At 69.4% G+C, this 18166-nt stretch carries 13 protein-coding genes; 5 read left to right on the forward strand and 8 right to left on the reverse strand.

Annotated features, from left to right (window positions below; all coding sequences use genetic code 11):
* The 5 genes from AOK15_RS17620 to AOK15_RS17640 all read left to right on the forward strand — a co-directional run.
* The coding region (locus AOK15_RS17620; protein WP_055517859.1) for a glycoside hydrolase family 2 protein at positions 1–2075 on the forward strand (2075 nt) is incomplete at its 5' end.
* Positions 2072–3097: a LacI family DNA-binding transcriptional regulator gene (locus AOK15_RS17625; protein WP_055517861.1), complete on the forward strand. Its 1026-nt coding sequence runs from the start codon at positions 2072–2074 to the stop codon at positions 3095–3097. The genes AOK15_RS17620 and AOK15_RS17625, both read left to right, overlap by 4 nt.
* Positions 3098–3321: 224 nt before the next feature.
* Entirely contained in the window at positions 3322–4539 is a 1218-nt protein-coding gene (locus AOK15_RS17630) for a thiolase family protein (RefSeq protein WP_055517864.1), read from the forward strand.
* Positions 4536–6665, forward strand: coding sequence for a 3-hydroxyacyl-CoA dehydrogenase NAD-binding domain-containing protein (locus tag AOK15_RS17635; protein WP_055517866.1), 2130 nt, complete (start codon positions 4536–4538; stop codon positions 6663–6665). The genes AOK15_RS17630 and AOK15_RS17635 overlap by 4 nt, the downstream gene beginning before the upstream one ends.
* Before the next feature lie 122 nt (positions 6666–6787).
* Positions 6788–7156 (forward strand): PIN domain-containing protein, encoded by a 369-nt coding sequence (locus AOK15_RS17640; RefSeq protein ID WP_055517868.1) that lies wholly within the window; start codon positions 6788–6790, stop codon positions 7154–7156.
* A gap of 162 nt (positions 7157–7318) precedes the next feature.
* Here the strand turns inward: AOK15_RS17640 and AOK15_RS17645 are convergent, their stop codons facing one another.
* From AOK15_RS17645 to AOK15_RS17680, 8 genes are all read right to left on the reverse strand, one after another.
* Positions 7319–8839, reverse strand: coding sequence for an amino acid permease (locus tag AOK15_RS17645; RefSeq protein WP_055517870.1), 1521 nt, complete (start codon positions 8837–8839; stop codon positions 7319–7321).
* Between the two features lie 184 nt (positions 8840–9023).
* Positions 9024–10943 carry a 1-deoxy-D-xylulose-5-phosphate synthase gene (gene dxs, locus AOK15_RS17650; protein WP_055517871.1) on the reverse strand — a complete coding sequence of 640 codons (1920 nt, stop codon included), beginning with the start codon at positions 10941–10943 and terminating at the stop codon, positions 9024–9026.
* A gap of 246 nt (positions 10944–11189) precedes the next feature.
* Positions 11190–12539, reverse strand: a complete 1350-nt coding sequence (locus AOK15_RS17655) for a sugar ABC transporter permease (protein WP_055517875.1) — start codon at positions 12537–12539, stop codon at positions 11190–11192.
* Positions 12536–13327, reverse strand: coding sequence for an ATP-binding cassette domain-containing protein (locus tag AOK15_RS17660; RefSeq protein ID WP_079058543.1), 792 nt, complete (start codon positions 13325–13327; stop codon positions 12536–12538). Before AOK15_RS17660 ends, AOK15_RS17655 begins: the two co-directional genes overlap by 4 nt.
* Positions 13328–13599: 272 nt before the next feature.
* Positions 13600–14685 carry a sugar ABC transporter substrate-binding protein gene (locus AOK15_RS17665; protein ID WP_055517880.1) on the reverse strand — a complete coding sequence of 362 codons (1086 nt, stop codon included), beginning with the start codon at positions 14683–14685 and terminating at the stop codon, positions 13600–13602.
* Positions 14686–14821: 136 nt separating this feature from the next.
* A complete protein-coding gene (locus tag AOK15_RS17670) occupies positions 14822–16021 on the reverse strand; it encodes an ROK family transcriptional regulator (protein ID WP_055517883.1) in 1200 nt (399 codons plus the stop codon).
* Between the two features lie 209 nt (positions 16022–16230).
* Positions 16231–17163 carry a carbohydrate ABC transporter permease gene (locus tag AOK15_RS17675; protein ID WP_055517885.1) on the reverse strand — a complete coding sequence of 311 codons (933 nt, stop codon included), beginning with the start codon at positions 17161–17163 and terminating at the stop codon, positions 16231–16233.
* 19 nt (positions 17164–17182) lie between these two features.
* Entirely contained in the window at positions 17183–18112 is a 930-nt protein-coding gene (locus tag AOK15_RS17680; RefSeq protein ID WP_055517887.1) for a carbohydrate ABC transporter permease, read from the reverse strand.
* Between the last annotated feature and the right edge of the window lie 54 nt (positions 18113–18166).

Below are 18166 nucleotides of genomic sequence, written 5' to 3' on the forward strand. Positions count from 1 at the left end.
ACCGCTTCGACGTCACCGGGATGAGCGGCAGGGTCTCGGTGCGGTTCGCCTCCGCGTACGCCGAGGCGGAGGCGGTGCGCGAACGGCTCGGTGACCGGCCCAACGCGTATCCCGAGCCCTTCCAGTTCATCCGCAAGATGGCCTGCTCGTTCGGCTGGGACTGGGGGCCGACCCTGGTGACGGCGGGTATGTGGCGGCCGGTGCGGCTGGAGCACTGGTCGACGGCCCGGATCGCCCGCGTCCGACCGCTGGTGACGGTCGAGGGCACGACCGGGAGGGTGGAGCTGTACGTCGACGTGGAGCGGGCGGCCGTGGAGGCGGGTCTGCGGCTCCGGGCGCGGGTGGGGGACGTCAGCGCGGTCGCGGAGGTCGAGGGCACGAGCGGCGTCGTACGACTGGAGGTGCCCGGCGTCGAACGATGGTGGCCGCGCGGGTACGGCGAACAGCCGCTGTACGAGGTGGAGTTGACCTTGCACGAGGACGGGGGCCAGGGGCTCGACGTCTGGCGGCGGCGGGTCGGGTTCCGGACCGTGGAGGTCGACCGGGGGGCCGACGAGCACGGCACCGGGTTCACCTTCGTCGTCAACGGCGAGCGGCTGTTCGCGCGGGGCGTGAACTGGATCCCGGACGACGCCTTCCCCTCCCGCGTCACCCGCGACCGCTACCGCGCACGGCTCACCCGGGCGGCCGACGCTGGTGTCGACCTCGTGCGGATCTGGGGCGGCGGGATCTACGAGAGCCACGACTTCTACGACGTCTGCGACGAACTGGGGCTGCTGGTCTGGCAGGACTTCCCCTTCGCGTGCGCCGCCTACCCGGAGGAGCAGCCGCTGCGGGGCGAGGTGGAGGCCGAGGCCCGGGAGAACGTCGTACGGCTGATGCCGCATCCCTCGCTGGTCCTGTGGAACGGCAACAACGAGAACCTGTGGGGGTTCCGGGACTGGGGCTGGGAGGAGCGGCTCGCCGGGGAGTCCTGGGGTGAGGGGTACTACCTGGGCGTGCTGCCGCGGATCGTCGCGGAGTTGGACCCGACGCGGCCGTACACGGCGGGCAGCCCCTGGTCGGGGTCCTGGGACCACCATCCGAACGACCCGGCGCACGGCACGCACCACTCCTGGGAGGTGTGGAACCGGGAGGACTACGCGGAGTACCGGGCGAACGTGCCCCGGTTCGTGGCGGAGTTCGGCTGGCAGGCGCCGCCCGCGTACGCGACGCTGCGGCGGGCGCTGGCCGGTGAGGCTCTCTCCGCCGACTCCCCCGGCATGCTGCACCACCAGAAGGCGGAGGACGGCAACGGGAAGCTGGAGCGGGGGCTCGCCCGTCATTTCGCCGTCCCCGAGGGGGACTTCGACCGGTGGCACTATCTGACGCAGCTGAACCAGGCGCGGGCAGTCGCCTCCGGTGTCGAGCACTGGCGGTCGCACTGGCCGGTGTGCGCGGGCACGGTCGTGTGGCAGCTCAACGACTGCTGGCCGGTGACGTCCTGGGCGGCGATCGACGGTGACGGCAGGGAGAAGCCGCTCTACCACGAGCTGCGGCGGCTGTACGCGGACCGGCTGGTGACGCTCCAGGAGCGGGGCGGAGCGCTGGTGCTGGCCGTCGTGAACCAGGCGGGTGAGGCGTGGGAGCCTGCCGCGCCGCGGTTGCGGCGGATGTCGGTGGACGGCGAGGTGATCGCCGAGTTCTCGGCCCCCGGCACGGCCGTCGGGCCTCGCGCGGTCGTCGAGGTGCCGGTGCCGCGTGAGGTGGAGCCGGCGGGCGCGAAGGAGTTCCTGGTGGCGGACGTGGACGGTCTGCGGGCGCTGCGCTTCCCGGCCCCGGACCGCGAAGTACCCTACCCCCGGCCGGAGTTCGACGTGGAGGTGGCGCCGGGGGCGGTGACCGTGACCGCGCGGACCCTGCTGCGGGACCTGCTGCTCCAGGCCGACCGGCTGGACCCGGGAGCCCGGGCCGACACCGGGCGGGTCACGCTGCTGCCCGGGGAGCGGGTCACCATCGGGGTGACGGGCTGGGCGGCCGTGCCGGACGAAGCGGCTGTCCGGCGGGCCTTGTTCTGTGTGGAGCCCGCCCGATGAGCACACCCCCTTGGGTGACGATCAAGGACGTCGCCGCGCGTGCCGGAGTGTCGAAGGGGGCGGTCTCACTCGCCTTCAACCGCAAACCGGGACTGTCCGACGCCACGCGCGACCGGATCTTCACGGCGGCGCGGGAGCTCGGCTGGACACCGAACCTGACGGCGCGGTCGCTGTCGAGCCGGCGGGTGGACGTCGTGGGGCTCGCGATCTGCCGGCCGGCGCGGCTTCTGGGGCTGGAGCCGTTCTACATGGAGTTCGTCTCCGGGGTGGAGAGCGTGCTGACCGAGCGGTCCTGCTCGCTGCTGCTGCGTCTCGTGCGGAACGTGGACGAGGAGATGGCGGTGCAGGACGCCTGGTGGCGGGGGCGGCAGGTCAGCGGGTCGATCCTGGTGGACTTCCGCGCGGACGATCCGAGGGCGGCGTCGGCGCAGCGGCTCGGCATGCCGGTCGTCGCGGTCGGGCATCCGTCCCTGACCGGGGGGCTCACCTCGGTGTGGACGGACGACGCGAGCGCCGTGTCGGAGGCGGTGCGCTATCTCGCGGCGCTCGGCCACCGGCGGATCGCGCGGGTCGGGGGCGCCGCGCTGCTGGGGCACACGGCCATCCGTACGGCCGCGGTCGACGAGGAGGCGCGGCGGCTGGGGCTGGCCGGGGTGCGCCAGGTGACGACCGACTTCTCCGGGGAGGACGGGGCCCGGGCGACACGGTCGCTGCTCAGCGCCCCCGACGGGGACCGGCCGACCGCGATCCTCTACGACAACGACATCATGGCGGTGGCGGGTCTGTCGGTGGCCGCGGAGATGGGAGTGCGGGTGCCGACGGACGTCTCACTGCTGGCCTGGGACGACTCGCAGCTGTGCCGGCTCACCCGGCCGACCCTGTCGGCGATGAGCCATGACGTGCACGGGTTCGGGGCGGAGGTCGCGCGCACACTGTTCGGGGTGATCGCCGGGGAGGCCTCCTCCCATCCGGTGGCGACCCCGATCCTGGTGCCCAGGGGGTCCACCGCTCCCGCGGCGTGATCGCGGTCCGGGAGGGCGGGGGCGTTTCGGGCTGGTCGCACGGTTCCCCGCACCCCTAAGCTGGATGCATGTAACCGGCGGTAACACGCCGAGGGTGTGTGACGTTCACCGCTCCCGCCCTCAGGGGTGGGCAGTCCGGTTACTCGTAAGTAGCATGGGCCTGAGCGCGCGCTCAGCGTGTCGTGCAGCAGTAGTGCCATCCCGCACCCTGGAGGAGAGCCATCGTGCCTCGTACCGTCAGGGACGTCGTCTTCGTCGACGGCGTCCGCACCCCGTTCGGCAAGGCGGGCCCGAAGGGCATCTACCACGAGACCCGCGCCGACGACCTCGTCGTGAAGGCGATCCGGGAGCTGCTGCGCCGCAACCCCGGTCTGGAGCCGGCGAAGATCGACGAGGTCGCCATCGCCGCGACCACGCAGATCGGTGACCAGGGCCTGACCATCGGCCGCACGGCGGGCATCCTCGCCGGTCTGCCGCAGACCGTCCCCGGCTACTCCATCGACCGCATGTGCGCCGGCGCCCTGACCGCCGTCACCACGGTCGCCGGCTCCGTGGCCTTCGGCGCCTACGACGTCGCCATCGCCGGCGGTGTCGAGCACATGGGCCGCCACCCCATGGGTGAGGGCGTGGACCCGAACCCGCGGTTCGTCAGCGAGAAGCTGGTCGACGAGTCCGCCCTGTTCATGGGCATGACCGCCGAGAACCTGCACGACCGCTACCCGACCATCACCAAGCAGCGCGCCGACGAGTACGCCGTGCGCTCGCAGGAGAAGGCCGCCAAGGCGTACGCCAACGGCAAGATCCAGGCCGACCTGGTGCCAATCTCGGTGCGCCGCACCAACCCCGAGGGCGGCGAGACCGGCTGGGGCCTGGTCACCGCCGACGAGCCGATGCGTCCGGGCACGACCATCGAGAACCTCACGGGTCTGAAGACGCCGTTCCGCGTCCACGGCCGGGTCACCGCAGGTAACGCGGCCGGTCTGAACGACGGCGCCACCGCCTCGATCATCGCCAGCGAGGACTTCGCCCGCGAGCACGACCTCCCGGTGAAGATGCGCCTCGTGGCGTACTCCTTCGCGGGTGTCGAGCCGGAGGTCATGGGCTACGGCCCGATCCCGGCCACGGAGAAGGCTCTCGCCCAGGCGGGCCTCTCCATCGACGACATCGGCCTGTTCGAGATCAACGAGGCGTTCGCCGTCCAGGTGCTCGCCTTCCTGGAGCACTACGGCATCGCCGACGACGACGCCCGCGTGAACCAGTACGGCGGCGCCATCGCCTTCGGTCACCCGCTGGCCTCCTCCGGCGTGCGTCTGATGACGCAGCTGGCCCGCCAGTTCGAGGAGCAGCGACACGTCCGCTACGGCCTGACGACCATGTGCGTCGGCTTCGGCATGGGCGCCACCGTCATCTGGGAGAACCCGCACTTCGAGGGGGACAAGTGACCACCACCGCCGAGCTTCTCAAGCAGGCCTCGGAGCTGTTCCCGGACGAGGTCGTGACGAGCGCGCACGTACGCCACCTCGACCTGCCGTTCGGCGCGGGGCGCTTCGCCCTGATCACGCTGGACAACGGCTTCGACCACACCAAGCCGACCACCTTCGGCCCGGCGTCGCTGGCGAACCTGAACACCGCCATCGACCAGGTCGAGAAGGAGGCCGCGGCCGGCGAGATCGTCGGTGTCGGCATCACCGGCAAGCCGTTCATCTTCGCGGTCGGCGCCGACCTCAAGGGTGTCGAGCTCCTCAAGGAGCACGAGCACGCTCTCGCCATCGGCAAGGGCGGCCACGAGGTCTTCAAGCGGCTGTCCACCCTCGCCGTCCCGACCTTCGCGTACTACAACGGCGCCGCGATGGGCGGCGGTGTCGAGGTCGGTCTGCACTGCTCCTACCGGACCGTCTCCGCGGCCCTGCCCGCGTTCTCGCTCCCCGAGGTCTTCCTCGGCCTGGTCCCCGGCTGGGGCGGCTGCACGCTGCTGCCGAACCTGATCGGCGCCGACAAGGCCGTCTCGGTGATCATCGAGAACAGCCTCAACCAGAACAAGCAGCTCAAGGGCGTACAGGTCTACGAGCTGGGGATCGCCGACGCGCTCTTCGAGGGCGCCGACTTCCTGGAGCAGTCGCTGCTGTGGACGGCGTCCGTCCTCAAGGGCGAGATCGTCGTCGACCGCCCGGTCATCGACCGCGGTGAGGCCTGGGACCAGGCCGTCGCCAAGGGCCGCTTCATCGCGGACTCCAAGGTGCACGGTGCGGCCCCGGCCGCCTACCGCGCGCTGGACATCATCGCCGCCTCGAAGAACGGCGACCTCCAGCAGGGCTACGACGCCGAGGACACGGCCCTCGCCGACCTCATCATGGGCGGCGAACTGCGCGCCGGCATCTACGCCTTCAACCTGGTGCAGAAGCGCGGCAAGCGCCCGGCCGGCGCGCCGGACAAGTCGCTGGCCCGTCCGGTCACCAAGGTCGGTGTCGTCGGCGCCGGTCTGATGGCCTCGCAGCTCGCGCTGCTGTTCCTGCGCCGCCTGGAGGTGCCGGTCGTCCTGACCGACATCGACCAGGAGCGCGTCGACAAGGGTGTGGGCTACGTCCACGCCGAGATCGACAAGCTGCTGCTCAAGGGCCGGATCAACCAGGACAAGGCCAACCGCCTCAAGGCGCTGGTCACCGGTGTCCTGGACAAGGCCGAGGGCTTCGCGGACGCGGACTTCGTCATCGAGGCCGTGTTCGAGGAGATCGGGGTCAAGCAGCAGGTGTTCGCGGAGGTCGAGGCGGTCGCCCCGGCGCACGCGATCCTCGCCACCAACACCTCCTCGCTGTCGGTCACCGAGATGGCGTCGAAGCTGAAGAACCCCGAGCGGGTCGTCGGCTTCCACTTCTTCAACCCGGTCGCGATCCTGCCGCTGCTGGAGATCGTCCGCGGCGAGCAGACCGACGACGCCTCGCTGGCCACGGCCTTCGCCGTCGCCAAGAAGCTGAAGAAGACCGCGGTGCTGGTGAAGGACGCCCCGGCGTTCGTCGTGAACCGCATCCTCACCCGCTTCATGGGCGAGATCCAGAACGTCATCGACGAGGGCACGCCGGTCGAGGTCGCGGAGAAGGCGGTGGAGCCCCTGGGCCTGCCGATGTCTCCCCTCGTCCTGCTGGAGCTGGTCGGTCCCGCGATCGGTCTGCACGTCTCGGAGACCCTCAACCGGGCCTTCCCGGACCGCTTCACGGTCTCCCCGAACCTCGCGGCCGTCGTCAAGGCGGGCAAGCGCGGCTTCTACGTCTACGACTCCGGCAAGCCGGAGCTGGACCCCGAGGTCGCCGCGCTCCTGAAGCAGGGCGACGTCGTCCTGACCGAGGAGCAGGTGCGCGCCCGAGTCCTGGACGCGGTGGCGCAGGAGATCGGCCTGATGCTCGACGAGGGTGTCGTCGCCGAGGCGCAGGACGTCGACCTCTGCCTGATCACCGGCGCCGGCTGGCCCTTCCACCTGGGCGGCATCACGCCGTACCTGGACCGCGAGGGCGTCAGCGAGCGGGTGAACGGCAAGAAGTTCCTGGAGCCGGGCGTGGCCTCGGTCCCCGCGTAACCGCAGCACCATGAAGAGGGCCTCCGTCCCCGGACGGAGGCCCTCTTTCCCTGCCCGGCCCCACCGGTCCGCCGGTGGGCGGCCGACCGGGTGCCACCGTCCTGGGTCCACAATGGGGAAGCATGACGACTCTCGTGATCATCGACGCCGCGAACGTGATCGGTTCCGTCCCCGACGGCTGGTGGCGCGACCGGCGCGGCGCGGCGGAGCGTCTGCGCGACCGGCTCGCCCGTGACGGGGTCCCGGGCCGGGACGAGCCGGTGGAACTCGTCATGGTCGTGGAGGGCGCGGCCCACGGCGTGGAGTCCGTCCCCGGTGTACGGGTCGACACGGCCCCCGGCAGCGGCGACGACCGTATCGTCCAGTTGGTCGCCGAGGAGGGCCGGGACCGCCCGACCCTCGTCGTCACCGCCGACCGCGAACTGCGCCGCCGGGTGGGGGAACTGGGCGCCGAGGTGACGGGCCCGCGCACGGTACGCGGCGACGCCTGACACCTGACGGCGGCTGCCGTCACACGGTCCGGCCCCCTGCCGCCCACGCGGTCCGGCCCTGTACGGGGCCGGAGGCGGGCCTGTACGGGGCCGGAGGGGGCGCGCGGTGCCGTCGGTGACGCCGGGTCAGGCGGACGGGCCGGGACGGCGGACGGGCGGCTCCTACGCGCCGCGTCCCGGCGGCGGGGCGACATCGCCCGACGGGCTCTCCTCGTGGCGGCTGAGGCGGCTGTGCGAGCGGCCGTAGAGGAAGTACACGACGAACCCCGCGACCATCCACACCGCGAACCGCAGCCACGTCTCGGCGGGCAGGTTGATCATCAGCCAGAGGGACGCGCAGACCGACAGGATCGGGATGACCGGCACCCACGGGGTGCGGAACGACCGGTGCAGATCGGGGCGGGTCCTGCGGAGGATGATCACACCGATCGCGACCACCACGAAGGCGAACAGGGTGCCGATGTTCACCAGGGCGGCGAGTTCGGTCAGCGGGGTGAAGCCGGCGAGGATCGCGATGATCACGCCCAGCAGGATCGTCGGCCGGTGCGGGGTCTTGAACCGCGGGTGGACGTGGGAGAAGAAGCGCGGCAGCAGTCCGTCGCGGCTCATCGCGAAGAAGACGCGTGTCTGGCCGAGGAGCAGGATCATGCAGACCGTCGTCAGGCCGACGGCGGCGCCGAAGCTGATGAAGCCCGCGAACCAGGGGTGTCCGGTCTCCTTGAAGGCGTCGGCGAGCGGGGCGTCGACGGACAGCCGGGTGTAGTTCTGCATGCCCGTGACGACGATCGACACGAGGACGTACAGCGTGGTGCAGATGACGAGGGAGCCGAGGATGCCGCGCGGCATGTCGCGCTGCGGGTTCCTGGTCTCCTCTGCGGCGGTGGCGACGACGTCGAAGCCGATGAACGCGAAGAACACCACCGAGGCGGCCGTGAAGATGCCCATCACACCGAAGTTGGAGGGCGCCCAGCCGAACATCAGCTGGATCAGCGGCGCCTGGAGACTGTCACCGGCGTCGACGGTCTGCGCCTTCGGGATGAACGGGTCGTAGTTCTTGCCCTCGATGAAGAAAGCGCCCGCGATGATCACGGTCAGGACGACGGCGACCTTGATGGCGACGACGACCGAGGTGATCCGCGCGGACAGCTTCATGCCGATCACGAGGATGACGGTGAGGACGAGGACGAGCGCGGCGGCGAGGATGTCGAAACCGAACCCGTCGGCGCCCTCTCTGCTGCCCAGGGCCACGGGCATCTCCCAGCCCGCGTTGTCCATGAGCGACTGGATGTAGCCGGACCAGCCGACGGCCACCACCGCCGTCCCGAGCGCGAACTCCAGGACCAGGTCCCAGCCGATGATCCAGGCGGGCAGTTCACCGAGGGAGGCGTACGAGAACGTGTACGCGGACCCGGCGACGGGCAACGTGGAGGCGAACTCGGCGTAGCACAGCGCGGCCAGAGCGCAGGCGACACCGGCCGCGACGAAGGCCAGGGCCACCGCGGGCCCGGCGTTGTTCTTGGCGACCGTACCGGTGAGGACGAAGATGCCGGTGCCGATGATGACACCGACGCCGAAGACCGTCAGATCCAGCGCGGACAAGGATTTCTTGAGCGCGTGTTCGGGCTCCTCGGTATCGAGGATGGACTGCTCGACCTTCTTCGTCCGGAAGAGTGTGCTGCTCACAGGGGTACCTCCCACGCTTGTGGTCCTCGACATGATCGAGAGGGGGCGATGGGGGTCCCCCCGGGTCGAGCGAAGCCGAGAGCTGGGGGAGCGTATGCCCCGGCACGGGCGGTTTCACGCGAATGGGCCGGTCTCACCACCGTAAAGGATGGTGGGACCGGCCCGGACAGCCCAGTCGGGCGGGTCAGTCGCGCGCGGGCTCGACCTCGGAGGGTGTGCCGTCCAGCCGGCCGTCCAGCTTGGAGACGAGACCCGTGACCTGGCGGGCGATGTCGGGCGCGGTGAGCCCGATCTCGGCCATCACCTCGGCGCGGGAGGCGTGGTCGAGGAAGCGCGGCGGGATGCCGAAGTCGCGCAGCGGGATGTCGACGCCCGCGTCGCGCAGGGCCTGCGCGATCGCCGAGCCGACGCCGCCGACACGGGAGTTGTCCTCCACGGTGACGACCACGCGGTGCTTGTCGGCGAGCGGCGCCATGTGTTCGTCCACCGGCTTGACCCAGCGCGGGTCGACGACGGTGGTGGTGATGCCCTGCTTGTCGAGGAGGGCGGCGATCTCCAGGCACATCGGCGCGAGGGCGCCGACGGAGACGAGGAGCACGTCCGGCGTGTCGGTGCCCGGCTCCCGCAGCACGTCCATGCCACCCACCCGGCCCACGGCCGGTACGGCGGGGCCGACGGCGCCCTTGGAGAAGCGCACCACGGTCGGCGCGTCCGTGACCTCGACGGCCTCGCGCAGCTGCGCCCGCACCTGGTCGGCGTCGCGCGGCGCGGCGAGCCGCAGCCCGGGGACGACCTGAAGGATCGACATGTCCCACATGCCGTTGTGCGAGGCGCCGTCAGTGCCGGTGACTCCGGCCCGGTCCAGGACGAACGTCACACCGCACTTGTGGAGGGCGACGTCCATGAGGACCTGGTCGAAGGCGCGGTTGAGGAAGGTCGCGTACACCGCGAAGACCGGGTGCAGCCCGCCGGTGGCGAGGCCGGCCGCGGAGACGGCGCCGTGCTGCTCGGCGATGCCGACGTCGTAGACGCGCTCGGGGAAGGCCTTCGCGAACTTGTCGAGGCCGACCGGCTGGAGCATGGCCGCGGTGATGGCGACGATGTCCTCGCGCTCCTTGCCGAGCTTCACCATCTCCTCGCCGAAGACGGAGGTCCAGTCGGCGCCGGAGGAGGCGATCGGAAGGCCCGTGTCCGGGTGGATCTTGCCGACGGCGTGGAAGCGGTCCGCCTCGTCCTGGAGGGCGGGCTGGTAGCCGCGGCCCTTCTCGGTGAGGCAGTGCACGATGACCGGGCCGCCGAAGCGCTTGGCGCGCGACAGGGCGGACTCCAGGGCCTCGATGTCGTGTCCGTCGATCGGTCCGACGTACTTGAGGCCGAGGTCCTCGAACATGCCCTGCGGGGCGATGAAGTCCTTCAGGCCCTTCTTGGCGCCGTGCAGCGTCTCGTAGAGCGGCCGGCCGACGACGGGCGTGCGCTCCAGCAGGTCCTTGCCACGGGCCAGGAACCGCTCGTACCCGTCGGTGGTGCGCAGGGTGGCGAGATGGTTGGCGAGGCCGCCGATGGTCGGCGCGTACGAGCGCTCGTTGTCGTTGACCACGATGACCAGGGGCCGGTCCTTGGCGTCGGCGATGTTGTTGAGCGCCTCCCAGGCCATGCCGCCGGTGAGGGCGCCGTCACCGATCACGGCGACCACGTGGTCGTCGCGCTTTCGGACCTCGTTGGCCTTGGCGAGACCGTCGGCCCAGCCGAGGACCGTCGAGGCGTGGCTGTTCTCGATGACGTCGTGCTCGGACTCGGCCTGCGAGGGGTAGCCGGACAGGCCGCCCTTCATCTTCAGCCGGGAGAAGTCCTGTCGGCCGGTGAGGAGCTTGTGGACGTAGGACTGGTGGCCCGTGTCCCACAACACCTTGTCCTTCGGCGAGTCGAAGACACGGTGCAGCGCGATGGTGAGCTCGACCACGCCGAGGTTCGGGCCGAGGTGACCGCCGGTCTTCGACACCGCCTCCACGAGGAAGGTCCGGATCTCCTCCGCCAGCTGGTCCAACTCCTCCAGGCTGAGCCGGTCCAGATCGCGCGGTCCCCTGATGCGGGTCAGCAGCGGCACCCGTGCCTCCTTGCAATAGTGCTGTTCGAGCGTTGCCGGGCTCGTCGAAGTCTAATCTTCCGTGTGCACCGCCGACCGCCGGGCGGGGGGAACCCGCATCACACGAACGGCCGTAAACCATCCTGCACCGGTCCCCGCGTACGAAAACGTCCGACACAGAAGAGAAGTGCCCGGCATCGGATTCGATGCCGGGCACTTCTGCGCGAGGGCCGCCTGCCACTCCGTCAGGGGCGCGGGGAACCGCGCTTACGCGCGACCCGCAGCCTTCTGGCTCTTGCGGGAGACCGAGTCGATGACCACGGCGCCCAGGAGCACCGCGCCGGTGATCATGTACTGGATCGACGTGTTCATGTTGAGCAGATTGAGGCCCGTCTGGATCGACTGGATGACGAGCATGCCCAGCAGCGCGGACCACACCGACCCACGCCCACCGAAGAGACTGGTACCACCGATGACGGCGGCGGCGATCGCGAGCATCAGCGTGTTGCCGCCACCGGCGGAGAGCGTCGCGCTCGCGGTCTGACCGGCGAAGAACATACCGCCGATGGCCGCGAACCCACCGGAGATCGCGAACACGGTGATCCGGACCATCGGCACGTTGATGCCGGCCCGGCGGGCCGCCTCGATGCCGCCACCGACGGCGAACACCTGACGGCCGTACGTGGTGCGCCGCAGCACGAAGTCCACGATCACCAGCGCGGCGAGGAAGATCACCAGGGCGTTGGAGACACCGGCCGCGTCGTTGAGCACGGCGGCGGCCACGAAGGACACGACGGCGAGCGCGCCGACCCGCAGCGCGATCTCGCTGGTCGGCCGGAACGGCACCCCCGCGGCCCGACGGCGGCGCTGCTCGTTGAGGTTGCCGACGAGGGAGAGCACCACGGCGAGGCCGGCCAGGATGTACGCGCCGATGATGGCCTGGTCCATGAAGAAGGAGCTCTTGCCGAGCAGACGGACCGGGCCCTCGTCGGAGGGGATGTTGATCGTGCCGCTGTCACCCAGCAGCCACAGCATCACGCCGTTCCAGCCGAGGAAGCCCGCCAGGGTGACGACGAACGCGGGGACGCCGATCCTGGCGAAGAACCAGCCGTGCAGCGCGCCGATGGCGAGACCGGTGAGGATCGCGAGGAGCAGCGCCAACCAGGAGTTCATGCCGTGGTTCACCGCGAGCACGGCGAACAGGGTGGAGGCCAGACCGCTGACCGAGCCCACGGACAGGTCGATCTCGCCGAGCAGCAGCACGAAGACCAGGCCGATGGCGAGCATGCCGGTGGCCGAGAGGAAGTAGCTGATGTCCGACAGGTTGTCGGCGCTCAGGAAGAGGTCGTTCTGCAGCTGGAAGATCGTCCAGATGACGATCAGGCCGATGACCACCGGCAGCGAGCCCAGCTCGCCGCCCTTGACCTTGCGCTTGAATTCGGTGAGGTAGCCCTTGAGGCCCTCCTCGCGGATCAGCAGCCGCGGGTCCGTGACGGAGACCGGGGCCGCTGTGGGGTCGTCGGCGGGCGCGACGGTGTCCTGCTGCTCCACCTGGCCCTCGGTGACCTTGCCGGTCGTCGTGGAGTCGCTCTTCACGGTCTTGGACGTGTCACTCACTTTGCCGCCTCCGCGGTGCGCCGCCCCGCGCGACGGGTCACGGCGTTGTCCGTGGCACCCGTGATCGCGGCGATGATCTCTTCGTGGCTGGTGTCCTTCACGGGGAAGGAGCCGTTGTTCCTGCCCAGCCGCAGCACGGCGACGGTGTCGGCGACCGCCTTGACGTCGGCCATGTTGTGGCTGATGAGGATGACGGCGAGGTCGCGTTCCCGCAGCCGCTCGACCAGGTCGAGGACCTGCGCGGTCTGCTCGACGCCGAGAGCCGCGGTGGGCTCGTCGAGGATGACGAGCTTGGGGTCGCCGATCAGGGCGCGGGCGATGGCCACGACCTGGCGCTGGCCACCCGAGAGGCTCGCGATCGGGATCCGCACGCTCGGGATGCGGATGGAGAGCGTCGACAGCAGCTCGCGGGAGTTCTTCTCCATCGTCACCTCGTCGATGACGCCCCGGTGCAGCAGCTCGCGACCGAGGTAGAGGTTGCCGACGACGTCGAGGTTGTCGCAGAGCGCGAGGTCCTGGTAGACCGTCGCGACGCCGAGTCCCTGGGCGTCGTGCGGCTTGTTGATCTTGACAGGGTTGCCCTGCCACTCGATGACGCCGTCGTCGATGGGGTGGACACCCGCGATCGTCTTGACCAGGGTCGACTTACCTGCGCCGTTGTCGCCCACCAGGGCGACCACTTCTCCGGCGTGGACCTCCAGATCGACGTCGGTGAGGGCCTGGACCGCACCGAATCGCTTGGAGACTCCGCGCAACGCCAGCACGGGCGTAGCGGACACGTGAACCATCTCCTTCGCCGCCTGACCGGCGGGGATGCCGCGCTGTGGGGGTGTGCGCGGAGTGACGTGCGGAGCGCGGCGGGAGGGCCGCTGCTCGCACCGTGGTTTACAGGGTGAACATGCCTGGATCCGCCGCGCTCGGCGGCGGGTTCCGTCCGGCGCCCGCCCCGCAGCGGGGTCTGTTGGCGGGGCGGGCGCCGGCGGGGCTTCACGGGGCCGATCGGCCGTCCGGGCCCGGGCCCCTCAGCGGGACCCGGACCGGATGACGCGCGGTGGCGTGACTACTCCAGGCCGGCGGACTTGCAGGCCTTGGCGTACTCGGGGGTGCAGATGTCCGCGACCGTGTACAGCTTGTCCTTGACGACGGTGTCGTTGATGTTGTCCTTGGTGACCGAGACCGGGGTCAGGAGCTTGGCGGGCACCTTGTCGCCGGAGCCGCTCGTCACCTCGGTGTCGGCGAGGTCCTTGATGTTCTTGTCCTCGAGCAGCGCGACCGCGAGCTCGGCGGCGGTGTCGGCCTCCGGCTTGTAGGCCTTGTAGACCGTGGAGGACTGGGTGCCGGCGACGATCCGCTGGATGGCGGCGAGCTCGGCGTCCTGGCCCGTCAGCGGGATGTCGCCGATCTTGGCGCCCTTGAGGGTGTTGGCGATACCACCGGCCATGCCGTCGTTGGCGGCGTAGACACCGGCGATGTTCTTGGCGCCCAGCTGGGTGATCGCCGCGGACATCTTCTCGGCGGCGACGGTGTCCTTCCAGAGACCGGACTGCTCGTAGGCGATGTCGACCTTGCCGTCCAGCGCCTTGTGGGCGCCTTCCTTGAACTGGGCGGCGTTCGGGTCGGCGTCGTCACCGTTGATCATGACGACCTTGGACTTCTTGGTCGCCTTGTCACCGAGCGCGTCCAGCAGCGCCTGGCCCTGGAGCTCGCCGACCTTGACGTTGTCGAACGAGACGTAGGCCGAGACCGGGCCCTGGGCGAGGCGGTCGTAGGCGACGACCTTGACGCCCTTGTCCACCGCGGACTGGATGGAGGACTTGATCGCGGCGGAGTCCTGGGCGGAGACGACGATGACCTTGACGCCCTTGGTCACCATGGTGCTCATCTGCTGAGCCTGCTTGTTCGGGTCAGCAGCGGCGTTCGCGTACTGGACGTCACAGTCGGAGCAGAGCTCCTTGACCTTCGCCTCGAAGTACGGCTTGTCGAACTTCTCGTAGCGCGCGGTGACGTTGTCGGGCAGGAGCAGACCGATGGACTTGCTGTCCGAGCCACTGCCGCCGTCCGAGTCGTTGTCGTCGCCGGCCTTCCCACAGGCGGCCACGGAGAGCGCCAGCGAAACCGCGGTGGCGCCGATCACGACTCTACGCATCGTTGCGTTCATTTGGGTTGTGCCTCCCTGACACGGGCCGCAGCACTGCGGCCGAGGTGGCTGGAAGTCAACTCGGCCACACGTGCGACGTCAAGAAGTAAATCCTTAACGGGTTGGCAACGGCGTGTTTCGTTCTCTAAGTGAAGGCAGGGGTTGCTGCGGACAGGGTTCCGTCCAAAAGGGTTGAATCACCCATCTCACTGAGCGCCAGCGCGAGGGCCCCGAGGACCTCCGCGCGACCGCCAAGTGCCCCTGGCAGCACCGAGAGTTGACGTGCGGCACTCGGGATCGCGTACCGGCCGACCGACTCCCTTATGGGCCCGAGCACCAACTCCCCGGCCTCGGCGAGATCGCCACCGAGGACCACGCGGCTCGGGTTCAACAGATTGCAGAGATTGGCAACTCCACTTCCGATGTGGCGGCCGACGTCGGCGATCACCCGGCGACAGCCCGGATCCCCGTCCCTCGCCAACCGCACGACGCCTTCCATCGTCAGATCGGTCCCGTGGCTGGACTGGAGGAGCGGCAGCACATGGCGTGCGGCGGCGAAGGTCTCCAGGCAGCCGCGGTTTCCGCAGCGGCAGACCGGTCCGGATTCATCAAGAGTAATATGCCCGATTTCTCCCGCTGTGCCACCGGGGCCCCGGTAGATCTTGCCGTCGATGACCAGGCCGGCGCCGACACCGCTGGCCACCTTGATGTAGGCCAGGTCGCGTACCCCGCGTCCGCTGCCCCAGACCAGCTCACCGAGGGCGCCGAGGTTGGCGTCGTTGTCCACGTGGACCGGGACGCCCAGGCGGTGGCCCATCTCGGCGGCCGGGTTGGTGCCGGTCCAGCCCGGCAGGATGGCGGTGGAGCCCAGCGTCCCGGACTCGACGTCGATCGGTCCGGGCACCCCGAGGCCCACGCCCGCGATCTTCGTGGGATCCACTCCGGTGGCCTCGATCAACCGGGTGACCAGCTGCTCCGCACGGTCGAACCCCTGGGTGGAGGAGGCGTCCACGTCGAGCGGCTCGGACTCCTCGGCCAGCACCTGATGGGCGAGGTTCCCGATCGCGACGCGCAAATGGGTGTGCCCGAAGTCCACGCCGATGACAATCCCGGCGTCACCGCTGAGGGAGACCGCGCGGGCGCGGCGTCCACCCGCCGATGTGGGCGTGACCTCGACCGTTCCGCCGTCCTTGAGTTCGCGGACGATATTGGAGACCGTGGCCGCGGACAGACCTGTCGTCCTGGCGATCTCCGCCTGTGTGAGCGAGCCGGCGAGACGCACCGCCCGGACGACGCGTTCGAGATTTGCTCGGTGCAGCGACGACTGCGACCCCGGAGTCTCCATCGACTCATCCACTCCTGTCCCAGGCCGGACGGCCCCCGCCGCCCGTGACCCAGGTCAAAGCCGCGGACCTCGGGTCACTTACAAGTTGTGAACTCCAAGCTCCGCTGAACGGGTTACCGCAGTCAAGTCCTTGACGGAAACTGGCGTCGCCAATTGACCACTAAATGTCACTGGGGCGCTACGTCGGGGTCGTCCGGAAGCCCTCCTTACTACTTCAGGGTCGCCGACGTCAGGCCGGCCTGCACCTGGCGCTGGAACGAGAGGTAGACGACGAGCATGGGGATCATGGCGATGGTGACACCTGCGAAGAGAACGGGCAGGTCAGAGGCGTAGCCCTGCTGCTGTTGGAGCTGGACCAGACCCTGGGTGAGGACATAGCGCTCGGGGTCGTCACCGCTCTGCGGCTGCATGAGGACGGTGGGCAGGATGTACTGGTTCCACTGGCCGAGGGTGTTGAAGATGCCCACGCTGATCAGGCCCGGCTTCGCCATGGGCAGCATCACCTGGAAGAAGGTCCTGGTGTGGGAGGCCCCGTCCAGGATCGCCGCCTCGAAGACCGCCGTGGGCAGGGTCCGGAAGAAGGCGTGCATGAAGAACACGGTGAACGGCAGCGAGTAGGCGACGTAGACCAGGATCAGACCCTGGTAGCTGTTCAGCATGTCGAGACGCTTGACCATGAAGAACAGCGGGACCAGCGCCAGGAACACCGGGAACATGGCCCCGGCGACGAAGAAGAAGTACAGCAGCCGGTTGCCCCAGAACTGGTAGCGGGCCAGGACGTACGCGGCCATCGAGCCGAACAGCATGGTCAGCGGCACGGAGAAGGCCAGCACGATGACCGTGTTGAGGAAGTAGTCGCCGATGCCCTTGTCCCAGGCGCGGGAGAACACGTCCAGGGTCCAGTTCTCCGGCCAGCCGAAGGCCGAGCCGCCGATCTGGGCGTCGGTCTTGAAGGCGCTGAGGATCAGCCACAGCAGCGGCAGCACGATCATCAGGGCCCACAGGGCGAGGAAGCCGTGCGAGAAGACGTTCAGGACGACGCCTTCGCCGCGTTCGTCACCGGCGCCGGTCCGGCCCTTGGTCACGGCCGGACCGGTGGGGGCCGAATCGCCGGGGGAGGCGGTCTTGAGGGGTGCGCTCATCGTTCCGTCATCTCCGGCTTCAGAACTCGATGCGTTCACGGCGGGTGGCCCGCAGCATGACCACCGAGACGATCAGGGTGAGGAGCAGCATCACCACGCCCATGGCGCAGGCGTAGCCGCTCCTGCCGTACAGCAGGAAGTTCCGCATCATCACGGTCGCCATGACCTCGCTGTGGTGGTCGGGGCCGCCGCCGTACTCCCCCGCCGTCATCGTGGAGACCAGGATGAACATGTCCATCGCCGCGATGCCGAGGTAGACCCAGGCGGTCTGCACGGAGTCCCAGAGCAGGGGCAGGGTGATCCGGAAGAAGGTGTGGGCGCGGCCGGCGCCGTCGATCAGCGCGGCCTCGTAGATGTCCCTCGGAATGGCCTGCATGGCGGCGGAGAACAGCACCAGATAGAAGCCGACGCCGTGCCAGACGACCACCGCGATCAGCGCCCAGAGCACGAAATTCGGTTCGTTCAGCCATTCGACGGGGCTGCTCTCCTCGACCAGCCCCAGTTTCATGAGGAAGCCGTTGAGCATGCCGCCGCTGTCACTGCGGTACACGGCGCCGAACAGCACCGCGAGAATGGCCAGTGACAGGACCTGCGGGAAGAAGTAGACGATCTTGTAGAAGCCCGACCCGGCGACCCCCGAGACACCGCCGGCCCGGCCGCGCCCGCCCGCGTTCAGCATGAACGCGAAGAACAGCGCGAGCAGAATGGTGATCACCGGGATGAACAGCAGGAACAGGATGTTGTGCCAGATGGCCTTGAGGAAGATGTCGTCCTGGAACAGCGCGGTGTAGTTGTCCAGCCCGACGAAGCTGAACGTCTGCGACTGCCCCTTCCAGTCCGTCAGCGAATAGCCGAAGGTCTGGAGATAGGGCCAGATGACGAAGATCAGATAAAGCGCCACGGGGATGAACAAAAACCCCGCGACGAACCGGTACTGCCCTTTGCGCATTGGCGTGATCCTGCCTTGGGTTCCGTGAGACGAAGGGCCCGCACGCTTCGGGGC

It is taken from the genome of Streptomyces ossamyceticus (genome assembly GCF_001418475.1).
In the GTDB taxonomy this organism is placed as follows: Bacteria; Actinomycetota; Actinomycetes; order Streptomycetales; family Streptomycetaceae; genus Streptomyces; species Streptomyces ossamyceticus.